The organism is Bacillus cereus group sp. BcHK124, assembly GCF_027712065.1.
GTDB lineage: Bacteria > Bacillota > Bacilli > Bacillales > Bacillaceae_G > Bacillus_A > Bacillus_A pacificus.
In genome coordinates this window covers 64,677-84,102 of record NZ_JAQFPJ010000005.1, presented here as the reverse complement: position 1 = coordinate 84,102, position 19,426 = coordinate 64,677, and the positions used below count along the sequence as shown (strand labels likewise).

The window sequence follows — 19,426 nt, the reverse complement described above, 5'->3', positions numbered from 1 at the left end:
TGGCCCTTTCTTTCATTGTTTTTTTAGCCTGCAGGAAATAGCGTATTCCTCTTCAGAGTGTGATTGACGAGCGGTTTTGTTTTCCCATCGTAATAAAACTTGTGTAACTTCCCAAGTAAGCTGTTGTAATTCCTCTGGAGTTAAAAATAAATGAGATACAATATGACTATCTGTATTCGTTCCTTCTGTGCCGCTTTCTTCAATATAGAAATGAGCGGATTTTGCCTTGTAATATTTTTCAATAATTCCTCGTTTTTCTTTCGTGTCTACTAATTCAAGTAACCCTCCATCGTACAAAATTTGAACGTGATAATGTACGCTACCAGCAGATTTATTTAGTTTAGTAGCTACTTGCTTTGCAGTGAGTGCTTCGTCTTTTAAAAGGTGAAGAATTTGAATACGTGTTGCATTGGAAATAAGTTTCTGCTGCTCAGCTGAAATAGTAAGCCTATCTTCAAACATTATAATATCCCCTTTCTTATAATCTAAATTTATTGTACATTCTAAAAAATTAGAACGTAAGAAAAATAAATCGCCTTTTTCCTCTGTTTTTCGACATAAATAAAAATAGCATGTACATAAACATGCTATTAAGTAATAGTAGATTCTTCATTAAGTTTCCCGCGATAAAACAGGTAAAGCCATATAAAACTTACAAATATACAGCATGTAGCTAGAAAACTACCAATTATTTGAGGAGAAAGGATTTCTAATAGCCATCCTGTAATGAACATAGAGAACTGTATAAGTGAACCGTAAATTGAGTAATGAAAGGAAAAAACTTTACCAATCATACTTTCGTGCGTGTAAGTTTGAAGTAATGTCGTATCAAGTGGAACGATGATTCCTCCTGCTATGCGCATACAGAGCAATGTAATGATACCGAAAATAAGTTGATCGGATAGAATGAATCCAAGAAAGAAAATGCCTTGTAGGAAATAGGCCCAACCAAATGCTTTTTTCATTTTTTCTTTATTGCTGGATATGTAAAGAGTAACGAGAAGGCTTCCTATCATAAGCCCAGCCCCTTGAACCGTATATAAAATCCCAATGTTCGTGTGGAAAATTTTTTCGGCATAGATTGTTAGAAGTAGCTGATAAGCGCCGCCAATTATGCCCCATGAAATGCCGACAAGAATTAATGTTAAAATGATTTTTGTTTGTAATATGTATGTATAACCATCTTTTATATCAGTAAAAAATGCTTTTTTCTTATTAAAATTAATATGAGCAGGGATACTCATACTATAAATAAAATAGGCTGAAACAAAGTAGGAAAGGCTATTTACTAAAAAAGCGAACTCAATATGTAAAGATTGTGCGATAATCCCGCCTAAAGAAGCTCCCATAATAGACATAAAACCATTCATTGTACTAGAAAGAGAATTAGCAGTTACGAAATGATTTTGATGTACGATGTTTTTTAAGGTTGCTTGTTTAGCCGGCTCAAATAAACAAGAAAGTACGGATAAACATATATTAGAAATGAAAATAATCTCAATTTTATATAGTGCGAATAAGTAAGTGAGGACGATTATGCCTCGTAAAATATCGGTAAAAATCATAATATTCTTTTTAGAAAAACGATCTACAACTCCGCCTATGAAAGGACTAAGCAGAAGCTGAGGTAAACCTTTACTTATAAAGGTGAGTGCGATCATAAATGGAGATTCCGTTATGCTATAGACGAACGTTAATAAAGCTACAGTATGAAACCAATCTCCAAGCACACTTAATGTTTGCCCATAAAATAGTTTTTTGAAGTTATTATTTGTTTTAAGAAGCGCGGAATAAGAAACTGACATAAAAAGATTAATCCTTATGTAATGATGATGCTTGAACTTGTTTTTTCCACTCACTTAAATACACTTTCTCCTCTGTAGGGAGTCCAACAGGTAATTGTGCAATCAATTCTAAACTATTTCCGTCAGGATCGTTAAAGTATACGGCGGCATGCGCTAACTCTGGAAAAACAATTGGTTCAATTGGCTCCATTCCAAAATCTTTTCGTGCTGAAATTCCTTTTTGGTTTAGCCAATGTATTGCATGTTCTAAATCATGTAAGCTTACTTGAAAGGCGATGTGTCGTAAAGAGGGATGATAATTTACTTTGTATTCTGTACCTTCCCAAAGACCGAGCCAACTTTCATTTTCCTTAATCCAAAAGAAAGCAATATCGTCTCCTCTTTTATATAATTTTAGTCCTAGCGATTCGTAAAAAGGTATAGACACTTCTAAGTTACGGACAGGTAAATGTGCTTCGTAAAGACCTTTAATCATTGTAATCCTCCTAAGTAAAAATATTTCTTATTTCATAGTAAACGTTTTTTATTAGTTGAAATCACAAAAAAGAGGGACATAACTTCATACGAAAGTATGAAAAAAACAGCTCAAATATGAGCTGTTTTCTTATAGTTTTTCGTTCATTTGTTAAGGATAGGATATATTAGTATCCGTATCCGCCGCCACCCCAACAGCTACATCCGATGATGATTAGAAGGATGAATAGTACGATAAGCAAAGCAAATCCACCGCCGAAACCAGCGCAACTTCCACCATAACTCATATGTTTTCCTCCTTTTGAGTAAGTTAATCTATATAATTCATGGACTACTGTATACAGTATGTTTTTCGTATGGAAAAGGAGCCAGTCTCTTGAGTAATTAGACAAACGCCTGTATGGTCATTTTGATTGTATATGGAGCTAGGAGTATGTGAAGAAATCATTATATATTTCGCGATTTGTTCATAAAAAATATAAAAATTGTAAAAAAAACCATTTTTATATTTTTTTATGAGAGGATTTGTACTATAATTTTACAAGTAATATTATGGGAAAAGGGAGTTTTAGTGAAGAGATGGAGATGGGACAACTACAAAATAAAATAGAAACTAAAAAGAAAGAGCTAATTCAACTTGTTGCTAGACATGGATTGGATCATGATAAAGTTTTGTTATTTAGCCGAGATTTAGATATACTTATTAATAAGTTTATGAATGTGAAAGATAAAGTACATAAATAATTTGCAGTTTTTTATATTAAGATATTCAACGAAGAGGAGAGAGATATATTTGGAACATTTACAAGAAGAGCTATATAAACAAATAAAAGAAGAAAAAGGTATTGTTACAATTTTTTTAAAGAGTGGCGTTAGAATAGTAGGAGAAGTTGTTGCAATAGACAAATTTACCGTTTTAATGTTAGTTGATGGAAAACAACAACTTATTTACAAGCAGGCTGTATCAACAATAATGAAATAAGACACTCGTACTGAGTGTCTTATTTCATTATTGTTTGCAAGCTTCAACGTCAATGCCGGCAGCTAATAATTTTTTTTCACCATCTTGCTCAATGATTTTTTGTAATTTAGATAGGAAAGAATCAAAGTTTGTATGCTTTGCTACTTGGAATGTCATTTTATGCTCAATTGGCAACCACGTATCAATATCAGCTTCGTTATGCTGAATTTTTACCTCAAGCTTATCAAGTGCGTTAGCAACTTTTGCTTCGTATGTTTCTTTCGCTTCAAACTCCATCCATAAATCATATAATTCCTCGCCGAGAGAACCTTTTAATGTTCGTTTAATATTTAAAATTGCTTCTTGTTCATTTATTTGTTTTTGTAATTGTAATTCATGACTATTCATTGTATCAAAAGCAGGAATATCACCAGCTTCTGCTTCGACTAGATCGTGAATAATAACCATTTTAAGTAATTTTTCAATATTTACTTTCTGATCTAAATAAGGTTCAACTAAAATGGCCATTAGAGACATGCGCCACGTATGTTCAGCAACGCTTTCTTGACGTCCGTTAGAAAGCCAGCTATGTCGCATTTCATATTTTAGTTTTTCTGCTAGTGCAATGACTTGTAAAATGTTATGTTCCATCGTGATCCTCCTCATATTTCTATACTATAATTCTAATATGGAAATGAAATGTGTCAATTTTATGAGTATATTGCGATAAATAGATGATGAGCGTATAATAAGCATTATATGTGAAAACGCATTATTAAAATAAAAAAATGTTTTATAAAAATGAAAAGGAAAGGGCAGGAATATGGGAGACAAAAATCAAGGATTTGCTAGACCAGAAAGAAGAAAAAGGAAGTTTGACATTTCTAGCCCATTTGGCATTTTAGTAGGTTTTGCTATAGTGATAGCGGCAATTATGCTTGGTGGAGGCGGAATAAAAGCTTTTAAAAACTTTTTAGATGTTTCATCTATTTTAATTGTCATAGGGGGAACAACTGCGACAATTGTTGTGGCATATCGATTTGGAGAAATAAAAAAATATACGAAAAGTATTTTTACTGTTTTACATAGAAAAGAAGAAGATTTAGAACAGTTAACGGATTTGTTTGTTGATTTTTCGAAAAAATCTAAAAAACACGGTTTACTTTCTTTAGAGGTTGATGGAGAGCAGGTGGACAATCCTTTTATTCAAAAAGGAATTCGATTAATGTTAAGTGGTTACGATGAAGAGGAATTAAAAGAAGTGTTAATGAAAGATGTTGAAACGGAAGTGTATGAATTAAGAAAAGGGGCAGTATTATTAGATAAAATTGGCGATTTCGCTCCGGCTTGGGGTATGATAGGGACTTTAATTGGTCTTATCATTATGCTTCAAAACTTGCAAGACACATCGCAAATTGGTACAGGGATGGCAGTTGCGATGTTAACGACATTGTATGGATCAGTACTTGCAAATATGATTGCAATCCCTCTTGCTGAAAAAGTGTATCGTGGTATTGAAGATTTATATACAGAGAAGAAGTTTGTTATTGAAGCAATTTCAGAATTGTATCGTGGACAAATTCCGTCTAAATTAAAGTTAAAACTCGATACGTATGTATACGAAACAAAGATAAAAAAAGTAAAACGAGCAGCCTAATATTGCAAGGAGTGGTATGGTGATGATAAAACGACCGCAAAAGGGATCGCCTCGTTGGATGACGACTTTTACAGATTTAACGATGTTATTATTAACTTTCTTTGTATTACTAGTTGCTACTTCAAAGCAGGATGCAGTAAAATTGTCAAAGATGCTTGAAAAGTTTAGTGATACGGAGCAAGTTGATGCAAAAGTAATGGAAAATACTATACCAGATATTTCACATGAAAAAAATGATGAAAAAATGGTCTCAAAAAAGCGAATGGACGACTTGTACAAAAAGTTAAAAGCATATGTAGATAATAACGGTATTAGTCAAGTGAATGTATATCGAGAAGATACAGGGGTAAGCGTTGTTATAGTAGATAATTTAATATTTGATACAGGTGATGCGAACGTTAAGCCTGAAGCAAAAGAAATTATTAGCAAATTAGTCGGATTTTTTCAATCCGTACCAAACTCAATTGTTGTGGAGGGGCATACAGATAGTAGACCGATCCATAATGAAAAGTTCCCTTCTAATTGGGAATTATCTTCAGCACGAGCAGCTAATATGATCCACCATTTAATTGAAGTGTATAATGTGGAGGATAAAAGGTTAGCTGCGGTAGGATATGCAGACACAAAGCCAGTTGTACCGAATGATTCACCGCAAAATTGGGAGAAAAACCGTCGCGTTGTCATTTATATTAAAGAATAGTATTTTAGTATTTTAGTAATAAAATACTAAAATGCAGAAATTCTTTTAAAAAAATATTAAATTTTATCGTTTTATTTTGTATAATGAGTGAGAATGATAAGGTGAAATATTAAGATATATTTATACATAGAAGGAGAGAATCAAAAAGAATGGCACATAAAATTTTAGTTGTAGATGATGCGATGTTCATGCGAACAATGATTAAAAACTTATTAAAAAGTAATTCTGAATTTGAAGTAATCGGAGAAGCGGAAAATGGAGTGGAGGCAATTCAAAAATATAAAGAACTTCAACCTGATATTGTAACATTAGATATTACTATGCCAGAAATGGACGGACTTGAAGCATTAAAAGAAATTATGAAAATTGATTCAAGTGCAAAGGTTGTTATTTGTTCAGCAATGGGACAACAAGGTATGGTATTAGATGCAATTAAGGGCGGGGCAAAAGACTTTATTGTAAAGCCATTCCAAGCAGATCGCGTAATCGAAGCTTTAACAAAAGTAGCAAATAGCTAATATAAAAGGGGTGCCACAAGGAATCAAAACAGTGATAACGGATAGATGTGTGGCCCCTTTTTTCTCATTTTAAAACACTAAATTGTTATACATAAATGAAATGTTTGTTAGACAGGTAGGGGATGAAAATGCAAACAGATCTATTAAATATATTTTTTGAAGAATCGGAAGAACATTTACAGTCGCTAAATGAAAATGTGCTAACTTTAGAACAAAATCCCACTGATATGGATGTTGTGGGAGAAATATTCCGCTCAGCCCATACATTTAAAGGTATGTCTGCGAGTATGGAATTTACGGAAATGGCGGATTTAACGCATAAAATGGAAAACGTTTTAGATGAAATTCGTCATGGGAATATAGTAGTACATGCGGATATTATTGATGTGATTTTTGAATGCATTGATAATTTAGAGAAAATGGTTGCAGATGTGCAGCAAGGCGGAATGGGTAATATTGATGTAGTCGCAACGAAGCAAAAATTAGAAGCGTTATTGAACGGAAATGTAGAAACTTCTATGGAACATGTAGAGCAAGAGTCTATAAACAATGATGATGCAGTTTCGCATGAAGTGCATATAACCGTTGAACAGCAAGCTATTTTAAAAGCAGTACGTGCCATTATGTGTATTGAAGCACTGCAAAATATAGGCGATATACAAAAAACGGTTCCTAGTATTGAAGAAATCGAAGCGGATGCTTTCGGGTTTGAGTTTACAGTATTTATGAATACGGATCGTAGTGAAGAAGAATTGAAACAGGTAGTGCTTCATGTTTCTGAAATTGAGAAAGTAGTAGTGAAACAAGGAGAATTATTACAGGAAGTAGATTCGATGGTTGCTACGCAAGAAACTACGCGAGTAGAAGAAATGATACAGCCGTCTGTAGTTGCGCAGGTGGAAGCACCTATTGAGACAGCGAAGCAACCTGCAAGTACTACGCCAACTAAAAGCACTGCAAAAACGAAAAATGCTAAAGGTGAGAATCGTTCCATTCGTGTGCAGCTAGAGAAAATTGAACGATTAATGAATATGTTTGAAGAGAGTGTAATTGAGCGTGGTCGCATAGATGAATTGGCACAAGCAATTCAAAACAAAGAATTAATTGAGCATTTAAATCGATTAGGCGATATTTCAAAAGATATTCAAAATGTACTTCTAAACATGCGTATGGTGCCGATTGAAACAGTCTTTAATCGTTTCCCGCGTATGGTGCGTATGTTAGCGAAAGATTTAGGGAAGAAAATCGATTTACAAATTACGGGTGAAGATACAGAAGTTGATAAAATTGTTATTGATGAAATCGGTGATCCACTCGTTCATTTAATTCGTAATGCAATTGATCATGGTATTGAGACTGTTGAAAAACGTCGTGATGCAGGGAAAAATGAGACGGGTACAATTAAATTAGAAGCGTTCCATAGTGGAAATCATGTCGTAATTCAAATTACGGATGATGGAAATGGAATTCATAAAGGGAAAGTATTAGAAAAAGCGATTAAAAATGGTGTTGTAACAGAATCTGAGGCAAATAAATTAACGGATCGTGAAGTGTTTGATCTCATTTTCCAACCAGGATTTAGTACAGCAGAAGTAGTATCGGATCTTTCGGGGCGCGGGGTTGGATTAGATGTTGTAAAACATACAATCCATAGTTTAGGTGGACATTTAATTATTGATTCAGAAGAAGGAAAGGGAAGTACATTTAGAATTGAACTTCCATTAACGTTGTCCATTATTCAATCTATGCTTGTTCAAACGAATGATAAACGTTATGCTTTACCTCTTGGTAATATTGTTGAAGCAATTCGAATTAAGAGAGAAGACATCCAATCCATACAAGGAAAAGATGTGTTAAACTATCGTGATCAAATTATTGAAGTGAAGCATTTAAGTACTGTATTTGGTGAAAAAACAGTAGATGAGGCATTTGAATCATATGAAAGTCAAATGGTTCCTGTGTTAATTGTTCGTAATACACATCGTAGCTATGGACTTATTGTAAACACAATTATCGGCCAAAGAGAAATAGTCTTAAAGTCATTAGGTGATTTCTTTGCAGAGAGTTCGAACTATTTCTCTGGCGCGACGATTCTCGGCGATGGACGAGTGGTCCTCATTTTAAACCCAGAAGGTTTATAATAGGAATGAAGGAAAGCTCCCCACTTGTATACAATTGGGGAGCTTTTTGGTTAACTACATACTAATATAAAAAATTAATATATATAGCAGGAAATAAATACATGTTCACGATTTACGTAATAAGTTTGTTAAAATGTAATGAGTGTATTCATTGAATAGAAAAACAAAAATGAGGAGGCAGGGAAAATGCCTGAGCAACACACAAAAGGGGATACGAGCACAATTGTGCTAGAAAAAGAAAAGGAGCTTTTAACGCCTCAAGAATGTGATATTCTTGGCGAAATTGCAAATATATCATTTGGCTCTGCTTCGACAGTATTATCAACGATTTTAAATAGGCAAGTAAGTATAACTGCTCCTCATGTAGAGTTAGTGGATTTATACGATACAAGTGATGTTGAGGTTCCTCATGTTGTATTAAATATTTATTTTACAAAAGGATTAGATATGGAAAATCTACTTGTCCTTCAGCAAGATGTTGCTTTATCTATTGCTGATTTAATGATGATGGGGACAGGTGAAGTGGAAGAGGGAAAAGAACTTGGCGAATTAGAGCTCAGTGCTGTACAAGAAGCGATGAACCAGATGATGGGATTCGCAGCGACGTCTATGTCGGAATTCTTCCAAGATACAGTAGACATGTCACCGCCGACAATTAAAGTTGTAAAGTTATTAGAAGAGATGGAGAAAATCTCTGGAATAACAGGAAATAACACGATTGTGAAAGTGTCGTTTGACCTTAAAATAGATAATCTTGTAAACTCTAAACTCGTACAAATTGTTTCAGTTGAACATGCGAAACAAATGATAAATAAATTACTACAATTATCTGGTGGCGTAGAAGAGCAAGACGAGCCAGCAGAAGTAGCGGAAGCTGAAATTGTAGAAGAACAAGTTAAAAAAGAACAGTTAACGCAAGAAGAGAAAGATGTACTTGGGGAAATTGCCAACATTTCCATCGGTTCAGCTTCAACGGTATTATCAACGCTTTTAAATCAGCCGGTTACGATTAGTACACCCAATGTAGAAGCGATTAATGTGCGTCATTATGACGGTGTACCGGTTCCCTTTGTGATTTTAAATGTCGATTTTGTTGAAGGTTTAAAGAATGAGAACGTATTCGTATTTACGAAAGATGTTGCTTTGACAATGGTAGATTTAATGATGATGGGAACAGGGGAGATTGATCCAGAGAAAGAGCTTAGTGAATTAGAGCTGAGCGGTATTAAAGAAATCATGAACCAAATGATGGGGCATGCGGCAACAGCGATGTCAGAAATGTTTAAAGAGAAGATGGACATGACGCCGCCAGACGTTAAATTTGTCACGTTAAAAGAAGAAATGGAATATTTGGGAGAGTCAATGGAAGTGGATGAACTCGTTCAAATTACGTTCAACCTTGAAATTGGCGACTTGCTTCAATCGAAAATGTATCAAATTTTACCGATTTCAGAAGCGAAAGAAATGGTAAGACGACTGCTATATCCAATGGTGGAAGCAGAAGAAGAGATTGCAGAGGAAGAAATGGAAGAAGAGGTTGTAGAACCTGTTGTACAACCTATTGAATTTAAAGAAGTGAAACAAATTGAGCCAGTGTATATGGATACATCTATTCTACAAAATGTAGAAATGAATGTGAAATTTGTATTTGGAAGTACAGTGAAAACGATTCAAGATATATTAAGTTTACAAGAAAATGAAGCCGTTGTATTAGATGAAGATATTGATGAACCAATTCGAATTTATGTAAATGATGTATTGGTGGCGTATGGTGAACTTGTAAATGTAGATGGATTTTTCGGAGTAAAAGTGACGAAATCACTATAAGGCGTTGAAATAGTAGATGAAAAGCGTAAAGTTTTTTCTAATTTGCTGGCTATGCATACATGTGTGCTTGCTCTTCCCGCTGCAAAGTCAGGCGGAAGAGCAAAATGTGCCAGAACAAAATATAAATGAAGTGAATGTACAAGAAGAGAATAAGGAAGTTCAAGAACAGCCAGAACAGGTGGAAATGAAGCAAGATAAAGAGGAACAACAAGAAGTAAAGAATGAGCAAGAAACCGAAAAAAAGATAGAGACGGATCAAGGGATTATTACAATAAATAAGCGAGAATTAAAGATTGGCGAAGAAGTACGGATTATTATAGAGCCAAAAGAGAAAAATATTCAAAGTATAAAAGGTATGTTGCGTTTGCAAAAAAACAGTAATCTGTATGAGCAAGAAAGAATGATACCTTTTGACTATGAAGAAGAGACGAAGCGATGGATTGCTAACTATAAGGTCGGGATTTTTGATTTGCAAGGTGATTGGAACCTTCAGCTTATTCAAAGTTTTAAAGAAAATGAGAAAGAAGAGCTTATAGAAAATGAAGTGAAAGTTCCTCTTATTCGTATAAATAATGAAACACCAACAATAGATAAAGAGATGCCGAAGTTGCATAAAGTCACTATTGACGAGGCGACGGAGAATGTAATCGAACGAAAACGAGGCGATTCTATACGTGTAAGAGTGAAGGCGGCAGACGTGGAATCGGTTGTGAAAGAAGTTCGTGTTACATTAAAAGGAAAAGAAAATAAAGAGATTACATTTTTATTAGATTACAATAAGCGCGACATGGAATGGCAAAAAGTATTTGAAATAACGGATGCATTGCCAAATGGGACATACGAGCTACTTGTAGAGGTAGTAGATGCGGCTGGAAATAAACTCGTTGAAGAAAGTGAGTATGTCGTTTCTGTTTTGGAACAAAAAACAGAAGAGGATAAAAAGACAGAAGAACGAGAGAAAGAAGATAAATTAGAAAATAAAATAGAAGATAAGAAAGAAACTGAGAAGCAGGAAGACACGAAAGTAGAAATCCCGCTGCAGGAAGAAAAACAGCCAGTTGTTCAAATTCCGAAAAAAGAAGCGAAAGTAAACGACCTTATAAAAGAACCATTGAAAGAGAAAGAAAAAATTACTTATGTTATAAAAGAGCCTCTCACAGACAACAAGGAAGTAAATAATACGAAGGCTCAAAAAGATAAAGATAATAACAATCAAGTCATTTCGAAAAAGAAAGAAAAAAAAGAAGAGCCAGAAGATAAGAAAGAAACTAAAAGTGACCATGGAATACAAGCTTCTAATGTATTTGCTATTATGTCAGGTTTATTCGTACTATTTTTAGTGTTAAAGAGTAATAAAGAATGGGGCTAATTATTTCATCATAGTGGAGGCGCTTAAATGGAAATTAAACGTACGACAATTGAAAATAAGACGCTACAACCATTAAAACAGCCTGCAGCTATTTCGGAACATGAAATCCAGAAAGAACGAAAGTATAGTAATCTAGTGTTTACTGGACAGTCTAAGATTATTTCGAAAAATAATGAAATCGGGATTTTACTTGCGAGTTTAGGTGATGGAAAGGTTATGAAGGAAATGCTTTCTAAAGAGATGGATACAGTATTACAACTCTTTAAAAAGTTACATACATTATCTGGAGAAGGAAAGCAAACAGATAAAATATTTGAACAAGTCATGAGAAGCCTGCAAGGACTTGTTAAGCAGGCGCATATAAAAGAACTTCCTTTGTTAGATGGAACGTATGATTTCGCTGAAGTACAACTATCATTTGGTAGAAAGGTACACATTCCGTTATTAGATGTAAGTGCACTCCTCTCTAGCGTGGAGAGTGATTCATCAGAAGGAAATATAAATTTAATGGTAACGGTTATTACTGCGTATATCACGAAATTGTCTAACGAAACCATTTTAATTAGCGTCACGGATCGCACAGCTAAAGAGCGGGATGCAAGTGTATGGAGAGCACTTGCAGAAATGAATATGACACAATTATCACAGGCGTTGAAACAAACGATGCAAGAACATAAATGGTCAATGACGTTTCTTTTTCTCGTTATATGGGTTGCTTGTATTATTTTAATTCGAGTTATATAAGAAACGAACGGAATCACGCAATTCTTTGTTATGATTTTAGTAAATAAATACAAAAAAAGCAGGGTGCAATAATCCTGCTTTTTTCTATATTTTTTCATAAAAGAATGTATCAAAACGCTGAAGATTGAATCGTTCAGGTGTTAAAATTTGTTCTGTGCTACCGACAAATAGCACACCGCCTTTTCGTAAAGAACGGCTAAACTTTTCATACAGCTTGACTCTTGCTTCTTCAGTGAAATAGATCATTACATTACGACAAACAATTAAATCGTAATTTGTATCGAACGATTGCATTAATAGGTCATGCTGTTTGAACGTGACGTGTTGCTTAATATTTTGATGTAATGAATATACATCATCTTCTTTTGTGAAATGACGTTCTTTCAAATCGCTAGGTAATTCTTTTAAAGAACGGTCCGTATATTGACCACGTTTTGCACTCTCTAAAATATGAAAATCAAGATCCGTTGCTAGTATTTCATAGCGAAATGGAGAGAGATGTTTCGATAAAATTAAAGAGAGTGTATATGGTTCTTCGCCAGCAGCGCAAGCGGCACTCCATACTTTTAATTTTCCGTTATTTTGTTCGAGTAATTTTGGCAGTGCTTTCGATTCTAACGTTTGCCAACGTTCTTTATTTCTAAAAAACTCTGAAACGTTAATTGTAATATAGTCAATAAAACTTAAAAATAAGTTTTGATCAACACGTAAAGTACTTAAAAACGTAGTGTAGTTTTCAAAGCCTTTTCTTGAAATAAAAGCATCGATCCTACGGCGCATCCTATCTTGTTTATACGAAGCGATATCCATATTGAATTGTTGTTTAAAACTCGCGATAAAATGATCATAATCTTGTTCAATTATCATATTTACAATGGGCACAATAACGATATTGTGCCGCCCCCTTTACATCATACGAATTTTTTGTTCAAAGCTTTTTTTCATTTGTTTTTCATGTAAACCTGGTAAATCATAAATGACAGCATCAATCCCAGCTTCTTTTGCAATGTCAACGGGAATGACAGATGTATGTTTGTCTCCGTTATAAAAACAGAGAACTAAATCGGTATCTTCAATAATTTGTTTCACAAAAAACATATAATCAGATCGATAAATAGAGTCGGAAGGGTGATCAAAAGCAACATACTCGGCTCCGTGTGATTTTAAATAATCTACGATTTCTTGGAATTCATCTGTTACTGCTTGTAACGGTTGGAGCGTGTAAAGGCATAAATTTTGAGCGAGTCTTTCGTTTTCAACGAAAAAACGAAGTACCTCATTTTCAATAGATTTATAACATAATATGTAAATTTTATGTTTGTGAGCATAGTCAGTTAAAAATTTTTTGATTTCTTCTTGATCTAATGCTGTTAATTGATTTGAACCACAAAGAAAAATATTCATAGAATTGTGCCACCTCATGCTAAATTGTAACATATCTTCTATAAAAAATAACTGCAAAATATTAGTGTTCAGAGTATAATTATAAATAACTAGATTTTACGATTAACTTTTGGAAGAAATAAAAAAATAAATAGGTGATATATATGCTGCGTTCAATCTCGCATAATCCAATCTTATCGCATATACCGCCTGCTACTCAAATGCCGAAAGAAGCAAATGTCAGGACTGGACTTGCATTTTCGGATAATTTGCATGCAGATCCGAAAAAAGATAAGTTGTTAGAACAAATGGAAGCGTTTGTTGATAATATTGGAGAAATTAAAGAAAAAATCGAAATGGAATTAACACTTGATAACGTAATGGAATACAAAAATACGGTAAAATCATTTTTGAATTTTTACGTTGATAATGTATTGCAATATAAAGATATCATGTCTCGTCATCCGCGTTATGGCTATTCACAGAAAATGACGGTTGTAAAACAGGCGGAAATGGGATTGAATGAGTTAGAAGATGTTATGAACTTAATTAATACAAAAACAGGACATTTAGAAATGTTAAATCAAATTGGAGAAATCCACGGTTTAATTGTAAATTTAGTCTTGTAAAAGGGAAGGAAGCTATATGTATATACAATTATATGAAAAGCTCGTTATTATTCAAAAAGCATATGAAAACATTCAAACGCTTGGAGAACAAATATATGAGAATTTAAAAAATAAAAATGTAAATGCAGTTCAAAAGTTACAAGTAGAGCAATTGCAGTACATTGAAGGTTTAAAACAATTATCGAGATCATTTGAAGAAATGGTTGTTCAGTTTTGTAAAGAACAGGGAGTGGAATCATTTCGCGTAAGTGCGTTATTTTCGTATTTTTCTCAAGAAGAAATTGAGAAAATGGAAAAATTACAAAAAAACTTAATTAGATTAGAAGAAAATGTAAAAATGCTTCTTTTGAAAAATCAATATTACTTAAACGTACTATTAAAAACTACAGAAAGTATTGTGGATTCAGTTTCTGAATATAACTTAGAACGAAACAATAATTCGCAAATCTTTATGAATGAACTATTGTAAAGGGGAAGTGAAGCATTATGAGATTATCTGATTACAATACCCCGTTATCGGGTATGTTAGCGGCCCAAATGGGATTACAAACGACGAGACAAAACTTATCAAATATTCATACACCTGGCTATGTGCGCCAAATGGTGAATTACGGATCTGTTGGAGCGAGCAATGGCCATACGCCAGAACAGAGAATTGGTTATGGTGTACAAACGTTAGGTGTTGATCGTATTACAGATGAAGTGAAGACGAAACAGTTTAACGACCAATTATCTCAGCTCTCTTACTATAATTATAAGAACTCGGTTTTATCACGAGTAGAGTCTATGGTAGGAACGACAGGCAAAAACTCACTATCTAGTTTAATGGATGGATTCTTTAATGCTTTTCGAGAAGTTGCAAAAAATCCAGATCAATCAAACTATTATGATACGCTAATTTCTGAAACTGGGAAGTTTACAAGTCAGGTAAATAAACTTGCGAAAAATTTAGATTCAGTAGAAGCGCAGACGACAGAAGATATTGAAGCGCATGTCAATGAATTTAATCGTCTTGCTGACAGTTTAGCAGAAGCGAATCAAAAAATTGGGCAAGCTGGTACACAAGTGCCAAATCAACTTTTAGACGAACGTGACCGTATCGTTACAGAAATGTCTAAGTATGCCAATATAGAAGTATCTTATGAATCTATGAATCCTAATATCGCAAGTGTTAGAATGAATGGCGTTTTAACAGTGAATGGACAAGATACATATCCATTGCAATTAAATAAAACGAAAGAACCTATGTCTGTTGAAATTTACGGTTCGGAAATTCCTTTAACTAGTGGGGCAATAAAATCTGCAATCGATACGGAAGGGCAGATTGCTAGTTATAAGAAAAATCTTGAAGAGTTAATGGGTTCAGTGAAAAATCAAGTAAATACAGTGATGGGAAAAGACTTCTTCGTTGGAGATTATGCGAAAGAGTTGAAATTAAATCCAGAATTTGCGAATGATTTTTCGAAAATGAAAATATCTGCTGAAACTGCAAATAAATTGGCAGGAATTACAGATGAAGATTATAAAGATGGGCTTTCATATAAAAAAGCATTAGACCAATTCATAGTGAAGGTAGCATCTGATAAAAGTGAAGTGAACGGTTATCAAAAAATTCATGGAGACTTATTAGAAGGTATTCAGCAAGAAAAGATGAGTATCGAAGGCGTGAATATGGAAGAAGAAATGGTTAATCTAATGGCCTTCCAAAAATACTTCGTTGCGAATTCTAAAGCTATTACTACAATGAATGAAGTGTTTGATAGTCTGTTTTCAATCATTAGATAATGAGAGGTAAAAACAAAACCCTTTTCTTTTATGTTTGAAGAGAGGGCCAGCAGAGTGTAGAAGCGGTCAGTGCCTAATAGAGAACCTATCGGTGTAAGACCAGAGATACAGGGCGGTTGCCGGATAAATAAGAATGGAGGAAAGCCGGAAATAGTTCCGGTTTCACCTTCCAATCAATTTTCAATAGATAAAGGAGGAGATAGAAATGAGAGTATCTACATTTCAAAATGCAAACTGGGCAAAGAACCAGTTAATGGATTTGAATGCCCAACAGCAATATCATCGAAATCAAGTAACTTCAGGGAAGAAAAATCTTCTTATGAGTGAAGATCCACTTGCAGCAAGTAAATCATTTGCAATTCAACATTCGTTGGCGAATATTGAACAAATGCAAAAGGATATAGCGGATTCAAAAAATGTGTTAAGTCAGACGGAAAATACATTGTCAGGTATTGTGAAATCTTTAACGAGAGCGGATCAATTAACAATACAAGCGTTAAATGGACCAAATGGTGAAAAAGAATTAAAGGCAATCGGTGCCGAAATCGATCAAATTTTAAAACAAGTTGTATATTTAGCGAATACGAAAGAGCAAGGTCGTTATCTTTTTGGTGGAGATAGTGCAGAGAAACCTCCATTTGCGGATGATGGGACATACCAAGGTGGCGAAAAAGATGTAATGTGGAAGCTAAATGATGGTTATGAAATTAAAGCTTTTCGTAATGGTGAGAACTTACTAACTCCTGTTATTCAAACGTTAGTAAAGATGAAAGATGCGATGCAAAGTGGTGATCAAAAGGCGTTGCAACCGATTTTAACGGAAAATAAGAAAAACTTGGATAGTGTTATTAATCGTACAACAGAAGTGGGAGCAACGATGAACACTGTAGATACGTTTAAGACAATTTTAAGCGAGCAAAATTTAGCGCTTCAAGAAAATCGTAAAGAAATTGAAGATGTTGATTTAGCGGTAGCGATTTCTGACTTGGCGTATATTAATGCGACATATGAAGCGACGCTTAAAGCGGTTAGTACGATGAGTAAAACGAGTATTTTAGACTATATGTAATGAATAAGGAGTGAGAAATATGGCAGGAACAATAACAGGTATTGGCGGTAGACAACAGATTTGGAACCTCGGAAATAATATGATCGATACTTCTAACTTCGTTGAATTAGAAATGAATGCGTTAGATATGAGAAAAACGCCGTATACAAATGAAAAGAATAGCCTTTCACAAGATAAACTTTTATATACAAGTTTAAAATCAGAATTCAGTTCTTTCACGCAAACATTTAAAAATTTAGCGGCTTTTAAAGGAAATGAGAAAAAGGTAACAACATCACAAGATGGTTATATTAATGTCAAAGCTGATGGTGGAGCTATTCCGGGAACTTTTAATATGACGATTACACAGCTTGCGCAGCGTCATCAAATAGCTTCTGATAAAATTGACGATATAGATGCAAAGTTGAATAGAGATGAAACATTAAAACTAGGTGGTAAAGAACTAAAAATAACATCTGATATGACATATAAAGATTTAATTAATAAAATTAATGATGGAGATTACGGCGTATCAGCTTATACACTTGGAAATAAAATTTTCATGACCTCAAAAAAAGAGGGAGAAGATGGAGTAATTAATTTTAAGGACAACACATCTAAATTGTTTCAAGATATAGGGTTAGCTAATGAGGATGGTACAGCACGCAATATAATAAATGAAGCGCAAAATGCTGAATATACGATTAATGGTATTAAAGGTAATAGTTCTACCAATACGATTGAAGCCCTGCCTGGTGTGAAAATTGAATTATTAAAAGTAACTGAGCAAAAAGTAGAGGAAAAGCCAGTAGAAAATCCTGATGGAGAAAAAACAGAGGTTGATCCAAAGACAACAGAGGCGAAAGCAAAAGGGATAGAACTGAAGTTTACAGTAAGTGACTCAAACGTAACTGATGCAGCAAATGTTATTAAAAAAATGGTTGCAGATTATAATAAAGCTGTTTCTACAGTAGATATCTTTGCTGGTAAAGGCGGGGCTTTCCAAGGTCAAGCTATTATGCAAAGTGTACGCCAAGCGATGAATAGCGTCGTAACATTTTCTCAAGATGGTAATTACTTATTCTCATTTGGTATTCAATTAAAGCAAGACGGAACGATGGAAGTTAATGACGAAGCATTAACGAAAGCGTTAAAAGAGAAGCCGGATGCAGCGAAGCAATTTTTCTTTAGTTCTAACGGCTTAGGAAAAATGATGGAAGAACCACTTGATAAATTATTTGGTGATAAAGGTGTAGTTGGAGAACGAGTAAAAAACATCGATTCACGTGTAAGTGATTTAGATAAAAAGATTAAAGATATTGAAGCACAAAACTTGCAAAAACAAGATGAAATCGTGAAGAAGTATCAAAAGCTAGAAAGTACATTAGCGGCGCTAGATAGCCAATTAAAAACAATTAAAGCAATGACAAAACAAAAAAGTGATGATTAATGAAAGTTGAGGAAGTGATCGTATGCAAGCATGGCAACGTTATATGCAAAATGATATTATGACGAGTAATCCGATTAAAAATACAATTTTTATTTATGAAAGATGCATTGTAGAGTTTCGTAATTTAGAAGAGCTTTTACATACTTTTAAACTACAAGAGGGAGATGCGCTTCTTGAGAAGTTAGAACGTATTTTTGAAGAATTAAAGCTTCAATTAAACCCTGAGATTACGAAAGATTTATATGATAGTCTTTATGGTTTATATGATTGGATTAGTGTTCAAATTCAAACGATGAAAGTAACACGTGAAGCGAAAGATATTGATGCGATTGTGAAAGTGTTACAAGATTTAATAGATGGTTATCGCGGAGCGCTTGAAAATGAACAATGATATTTATCGAGCATTTGTCGGTTGTTTTAATGAAATCGGTGAATTGCAAGTGTCAGATGAAGAGTTTGCTGAGAAGAGCGCGATGTTAAATCGCTGGATGATGACATTGGATGAAGAAACGCGCGCACAAGTTGCGGCAGAAGTAAGTCCATTTATTATTAAGGCAGCACAGCATATTCGAGATAAGCAAAAGATTTTGGAAGAAATGATTATGACAAATGATGGGCGAATGAAAGCAAATTCATTTTACGGTAAATATTAATTATAAAGTGTGGAAACGGATCCCCCTTATTAAAAGGGGATCCATTCCTTCATGTAAATAAAGAATTCCGCTGATTGAGGTTTCATTTTATGACTGTAAAAAATAGAAGTAATCTAAATAATGCGAAAATAATCTGCGGCTAGTCGTAAATATGTTGAAATATTATATAGATTACTACGCGTATACAGTTTTTTTGTATTCTTTTTTATATTTTTGTATTTTTCTAAAGACAACAATGTAAAAATGGAATAAAATATGTAAGGGTACATAATAGTTAATATT

At 34.0% G+C, this 19,426-nt stretch carries 23 protein-coding genes; 16 read left to right on the top strand and 7 right to left on the bottom strand.

The genetic code is table 11. The features are described 5' to 3' along the window. Positions 1-12: 12 nt before the first annotated feature. The 4 genes from PDK19_RS10315 to PDK19_RS10300 all read right to left on the bottom strand — a co-directional run bounded on the left by PDK19_RS10315 (position 13) and on the right by PDK19_RS10300 (position 2,566). Complete coding sequence (locus PDK19_RS10315; protein ID WP_000461273.1) at positions 13-462, bottom strand: ArsR/SmtB family transcription factor; 450 nt, start codon at positions 460-462, stop codon at positions 13-15. 128 nt (positions 463-590) lie between these two features. Then, positions 591-1,805 carry an MFS transporter gene (locus PDK19_RS10310; protein ID WP_000117045.1) on the bottom strand — a complete coding sequence of 405 codons (1,215 nt, stop codon included), beginning with the start codon at positions 1,803-1,805 and terminating at the stop codon, positions 591-593. Between the two features lie 7 nt (positions 1,806-1,812). Further along, positions 1,813-2,280, bottom strand: coding sequence for a VOC family protein (locus PDK19_RS10305; protein ID WP_000589699.1), 468 nt, complete (start codon positions 2,278-2,280; stop codon positions 1,813-1,815). Between the two features lie 166 nt (positions 2,281-2,446). Beyond that, positions 2,447-2,566 carry a YjcZ family sporulation protein gene (locus PDK19_RS10300; RefSeq protein ID WP_000120179.1) on the bottom strand — a complete coding sequence of 40 codons (120 nt, stop codon included), beginning with the start codon at positions 2,564-2,566 and terminating at the stop codon, positions 2,447-2,449. Positions 2,567-2,804: 238 nt separating this feature from the next. On the opposite strand from PDK19_RS10300, the gene PDK19_RS10295 reads away from it, so the two are divergent. Both PDK19_RS10295 and hfq read left to right on the top strand, forming a co-directional pair. After that, on the top strand, positions 2,805-3,023 hold the full coding sequence (locus PDK19_RS10295; protein WP_002091864.1) for an aspartyl-phosphate phosphatase Spo0E family protein: 219 nt from the start codon (positions 2,805-2,807) through the stop codon (positions 3,021-3,023). 49 nt (positions 3,024-3,072) lie between these two features. Continuing rightward, positions 3,073-3,261, top strand: a complete 189-nt coding sequence (gene hfq / locus PDK19_RS10290) for an RNA chaperone Hfq (protein WP_000400661.1) — start codon at positions 3,073-3,075, stop codon at positions 3,259-3,261. A 27-nt stretch (positions 3,262-3,288) separates the two neighbouring features. Here hfq and PDK19_RS10285 read toward each other — a convergent pair whose 3' ends face one another. Further along, on the bottom strand, positions 3,289-3,891 hold the full coding sequence (locus PDK19_RS10285) for an HD domain-containing protein (protein ID WP_000400753.1): 603 nt from the start codon (positions 3,889-3,891) through the stop codon (positions 3,289-3,291). A gap of 172 nt (positions 3,892-4,063) precedes the next feature. On the opposite strand from PDK19_RS10285, the gene PDK19_RS10280 reads away from it, so the two are divergent. The 7 genes from PDK19_RS10280 to PDK19_RS10250 all read left to right on the top strand — a co-directional run bounded on the left by PDK19_RS10280 (position 4,064) and on the right by PDK19_RS10250 (position 12,196). Then, positions 4,064-4,897, top strand: a complete 834-nt coding sequence (locus PDK19_RS10280; protein WP_000502571.1) for a flagellar motor protein MotP — start codon at positions 4,064-4,066, stop codon at positions 4,895-4,897. A 22-nt stretch (positions 4,898-4,919) separates the two neighbouring features. Further along, positions 4,920-5,597 carry an OmpA family protein gene (locus PDK19_RS10275; protein WP_000596046.1) on the top strand — a complete coding sequence of 226 codons (678 nt, stop codon included), beginning with the start codon at positions 4,920-4,922 and terminating at the stop codon, positions 5,595-5,597. 149 nt (positions 5,598-5,746) lie between these two features. Continuing rightward, on the top strand, positions 5,747-6,115 hold the full coding sequence (locus tag PDK19_RS10270) for a response regulator (RefSeq protein WP_000940577.1): 369 nt from the start codon (positions 5,747-5,749) through the stop codon (positions 6,113-6,115). A gap of 128 nt (positions 6,116-6,243) precedes the next feature. Beyond that, positions 6,244-8,256, top strand: coding sequence for a chemotaxis protein CheA (locus PDK19_RS10265; RefSeq protein WP_049113212.1), 2,013 nt, complete (start codon positions 6,244-6,246; stop codon positions 8,254-8,256). 186 nt (positions 8,257-8,442) lie between these two features. Continuing rightward, the gene (locus PDK19_RS10260) at positions 8,443-10,083 is read left to right on the top strand and encodes a flagellar motor switch protein (protein WP_049113214.1); all 1,641 of its coding nucleotides are present in this window, start codon (positions 8,443-8,445) and stop codon (positions 10,081-10,083) included. 16 nt (positions 10,084-10,099) lie between these two features. Further along, on the top strand, positions 10,100-11,452 hold the full coding sequence (locus PDK19_RS10255) for a hypothetical protein (protein WP_049113216.1): 1,353 nt from the start codon (positions 10,100-10,102) through the stop codon (positions 11,450-11,452). Between the two features lie 27 nt (positions 11,453-11,479). Beyond that, positions 11,480-12,196 carry a hypothetical protein gene (locus PDK19_RS10250; RefSeq protein WP_074615172.1) on the top strand — a complete coding sequence of 239 codons (717 nt, stop codon included), beginning with the start codon at positions 11,480-11,482 and terminating at the stop codon, positions 12,194-12,196. A gap of 84 nt (positions 12,197-12,280) precedes the next feature. On the opposite strand, the gene PDK19_RS10245 is transcribed toward PDK19_RS10250, so the two are convergent. Together PDK19_RS10245 and PDK19_RS10240 are read right to left on the bottom strand one after the other, a co-directional pair. Further along, positions 12,281-13,063, bottom strand: coding sequence for a CheR family methyltransferase (locus tag PDK19_RS10245; protein ID WP_000582894.1), 783 nt, complete (start codon positions 13,061-13,063; stop codon positions 12,281-12,283). Positions 13,064-13,102: 39 nt separating this feature from the next. Next, positions 13,103-13,600: a flagellar motor switch protein FliG gene (locus tag PDK19_RS10240; protein WP_001020115.1), complete on the bottom strand. Its 498-nt coding sequence runs from the start codon at positions 13,598-13,600 to the stop codon at positions 13,103-13,105. Positions 13,601-13,743: 143 nt separating this feature from the next. On the opposite strand from PDK19_RS10240, the gene PDK19_RS10235 reads away from it, so the two are divergent. The 7 genes from PDK19_RS10235 to PDK19_RS10205 all read left to right on the top strand — a co-directional run bounded on the left by PDK19_RS10235 (position 13,744) and on the right by PDK19_RS10205 (position 19,144). Further along, positions 13,744-14,208: a YaaR family protein gene (locus PDK19_RS10235; protein WP_270707051.1), complete on the top strand. Its 465-nt coding sequence runs from the start codon at positions 13,744-13,746 to the stop codon at positions 14,206-14,208. 16 nt (positions 14,209-14,224) lie between these two features. Further along, positions 14,225-14,677 carry a hypothetical protein gene (locus PDK19_RS10230; RefSeq protein ID WP_000275908.1) on the top strand — a complete coding sequence of 151 codons (453 nt, stop codon included), beginning with the start codon at positions 14,225-14,227 and terminating at the stop codon, positions 14,675-14,677. A 17-nt stretch (positions 14,678-14,694) separates the two neighbouring features. Next, positions 14,695-15,993 carry a flagellar hook-associated protein FlgK gene (flgK, locus tag PDK19_RS10225; RefSeq protein ID WP_270707050.1) on the top strand — a complete coding sequence of 433 codons (1,299 nt, stop codon included), beginning with the start codon at positions 14,695-14,697 and terminating at the stop codon, positions 15,991-15,993. 205 nt (positions 15,994-16,198) lie between these two features. Then, positions 16,199-17,062 carry a flagellar hook-associated protein 3 gene (locus tag PDK19_RS10220; RefSeq protein ID WP_001266390.1) on the top strand — a complete coding sequence of 288 codons (864 nt, stop codon included), beginning with the start codon at positions 16,199-16,201 and terminating at the stop codon, positions 17,060-17,062. A 19-nt stretch (positions 17,063-17,081) separates the two neighbouring features. After that, positions 17,082-18,491 (top strand): flagellar hook-associated protein 2, encoded by a 1,410-nt coding sequence (locus tag PDK19_RS10215; protein ID WP_029440755.1) that lies wholly within the window; start codon positions 17,082-17,084, stop codon positions 18,489-18,491. Between the two features lie 22 nt (positions 18,492-18,513). Then, positions 18,514-18,882, top strand: a complete 369-nt coding sequence (locus PDK19_RS10210; protein ID WP_001149522.1) for a flagellar export chaperone FliS — start codon at positions 18,514-18,516, stop codon at positions 18,880-18,882. Further along, a complete protein-coding gene (locus PDK19_RS10205; protein WP_001058066.1) occupies positions 18,872-19,144 on the top strand; it encodes a hypothetical protein in 273 nt (90 codons plus the stop codon). The genes PDK19_RS10210 and PDK19_RS10205 overlap by 11 nt, the downstream gene beginning before the upstream one ends. Positions 19,145-19,426 lie beyond the last annotated feature (282 nt).

Bases quoted from the DNA above. Each gene is read 5' to 3' on its own strand.
- PDK19_RS10285 (WP_000400753.1), bottom strand. From the start codon at position 3,891: ATGGAACATAACATTTTACAAGTCATTGCACTAGCAGAAAAACTAAAA.
- PDK19_RS10275 (WP_000596046.1), top strand. From the start codon at position 4,920: ATGATAAAACGACCGCAAAAGGGATCGCCTCGTTGGATGACGACTTTT.
- PDK19_RS10310 (WP_000117045.1), bottom strand. From the start codon at position 1,805: ATGTCAGTTTCTTATTCCGCGCTTCTTAAAACAAATAATAACTTCAAA.
- PDK19_RS10250 (WP_074615172.1), top strand. From the start codon at position 11,480: ATGGAAATTAAACGTACGACAATTGAAAATAAGACGCTACAACCATTA.
- PDK19_RS10230 (WP_000275908.1), top strand. From the start codon at position 14,225: ATGTATATACAATTATATGAAAAGCTCGTTATTATTCAAAAAGCATAT.
- PDK19_RS10305 (WP_000589699.1), bottom strand. From the start codon at position 2,280: ATGATTAAAGGTCTTTACGAAGCACATTTACCTGTCCGTAACTTAGAA.
- PDK19_RS10220 (WP_001266390.1), top strand. From the start codon at position 16,199: ATGAGAGTATCTACATTTCAAAATGCAAACTGGGCAAAGAACCAGTTA.
- PDK19_RS10240 (WP_001020115.1), bottom strand. From the start codon at position 13,600: ATGAATATTTTTCTTTGTGGTTCAAATCAATTAACAGCATTAGATCAA.
- PDK19_RS10270 (WP_000940577.1), top strand. From the start codon at position 5,747: ATGGCACATAAAATTTTAGTTGTAGATGATGCGATGTTCATGCGAACA.
- PDK19_RS10210 (WP_001149522.1), top strand. From the start codon at position 18,514: ATGCAAGCATGGCAACGTTATATGCAAAATGATATTATGACGAGTAAT.
- flgK (WP_270707050.1), top strand. From the start codon at position 14,695: ATGAGATTATCTGATTACAATACCCCGTTATCGGGTATGTTAGCGGCC.
- PDK19_RS10260 (WP_049113214.1), top strand. From the start codon at position 8,443: ATGCCTGAGCAACACACAAAAGGGGATACGAGCACAATTGTGCTAGAA.
- PDK19_RS10235 (WP_270707051.1), top strand. From the start codon at position 13,744: ATGCTGCGTTCAATCTCGCATAATCCAATCTTATCGCATATACCGCCT.
- PDK19_RS10280 (WP_000502571.1), top strand. From the start codon at position 4,064: ATGGGAGACAAAAATCAAGGATTTGCTAGACCAGAAAGAAGAAAAAGG.
- PDK19_RS10315 (WP_000461273.1), bottom strand. From the start codon at position 462: ATGTTTGAAGATAGGCTTACTATTTCAGCTGAGCAGCAGAAACTTATT.
- PDK19_RS10245 (WP_000582894.1), bottom strand. From the start codon at position 13,063: ATGATAATTGAACAAGATTATGATCATTTTATCGCGAGTTTTAAACAA.
- PDK19_RS10265 (WP_049113212.1), top strand. From the start codon at position 6,244: ATGCAAACAGATCTATTAAATATATTTTTTGAAGAATCGGAAGAACAT.
- PDK19_RS10255 (WP_049113216.1), top strand. From the start codon at position 10,100: ATGAAAAGCGTAAAGTTTTTTCTAATTTGCTGGCTATGCATACATGTG.
- PDK19_RS10205 (WP_001058066.1), top strand. From the start codon at position 18,872: ATGAACAATGATATTTATCGAGCATTTGTCGGTTGTTTTAATGAAATC.
- PDK19_RS10215 (WP_029440755.1), top strand. From the start codon at position 17,082: ATGGCAGGAACAATAACAGGTATTGGCGGTAGACAACAGATTTGGAAC.
- PDK19_RS10300 (WP_000120179.1), bottom strand. From the start codon at position 2,566: ATGAGTTATGGTGGAAGTTGCGCTGGTTTCGGCGGTGGATTTGCTTTG.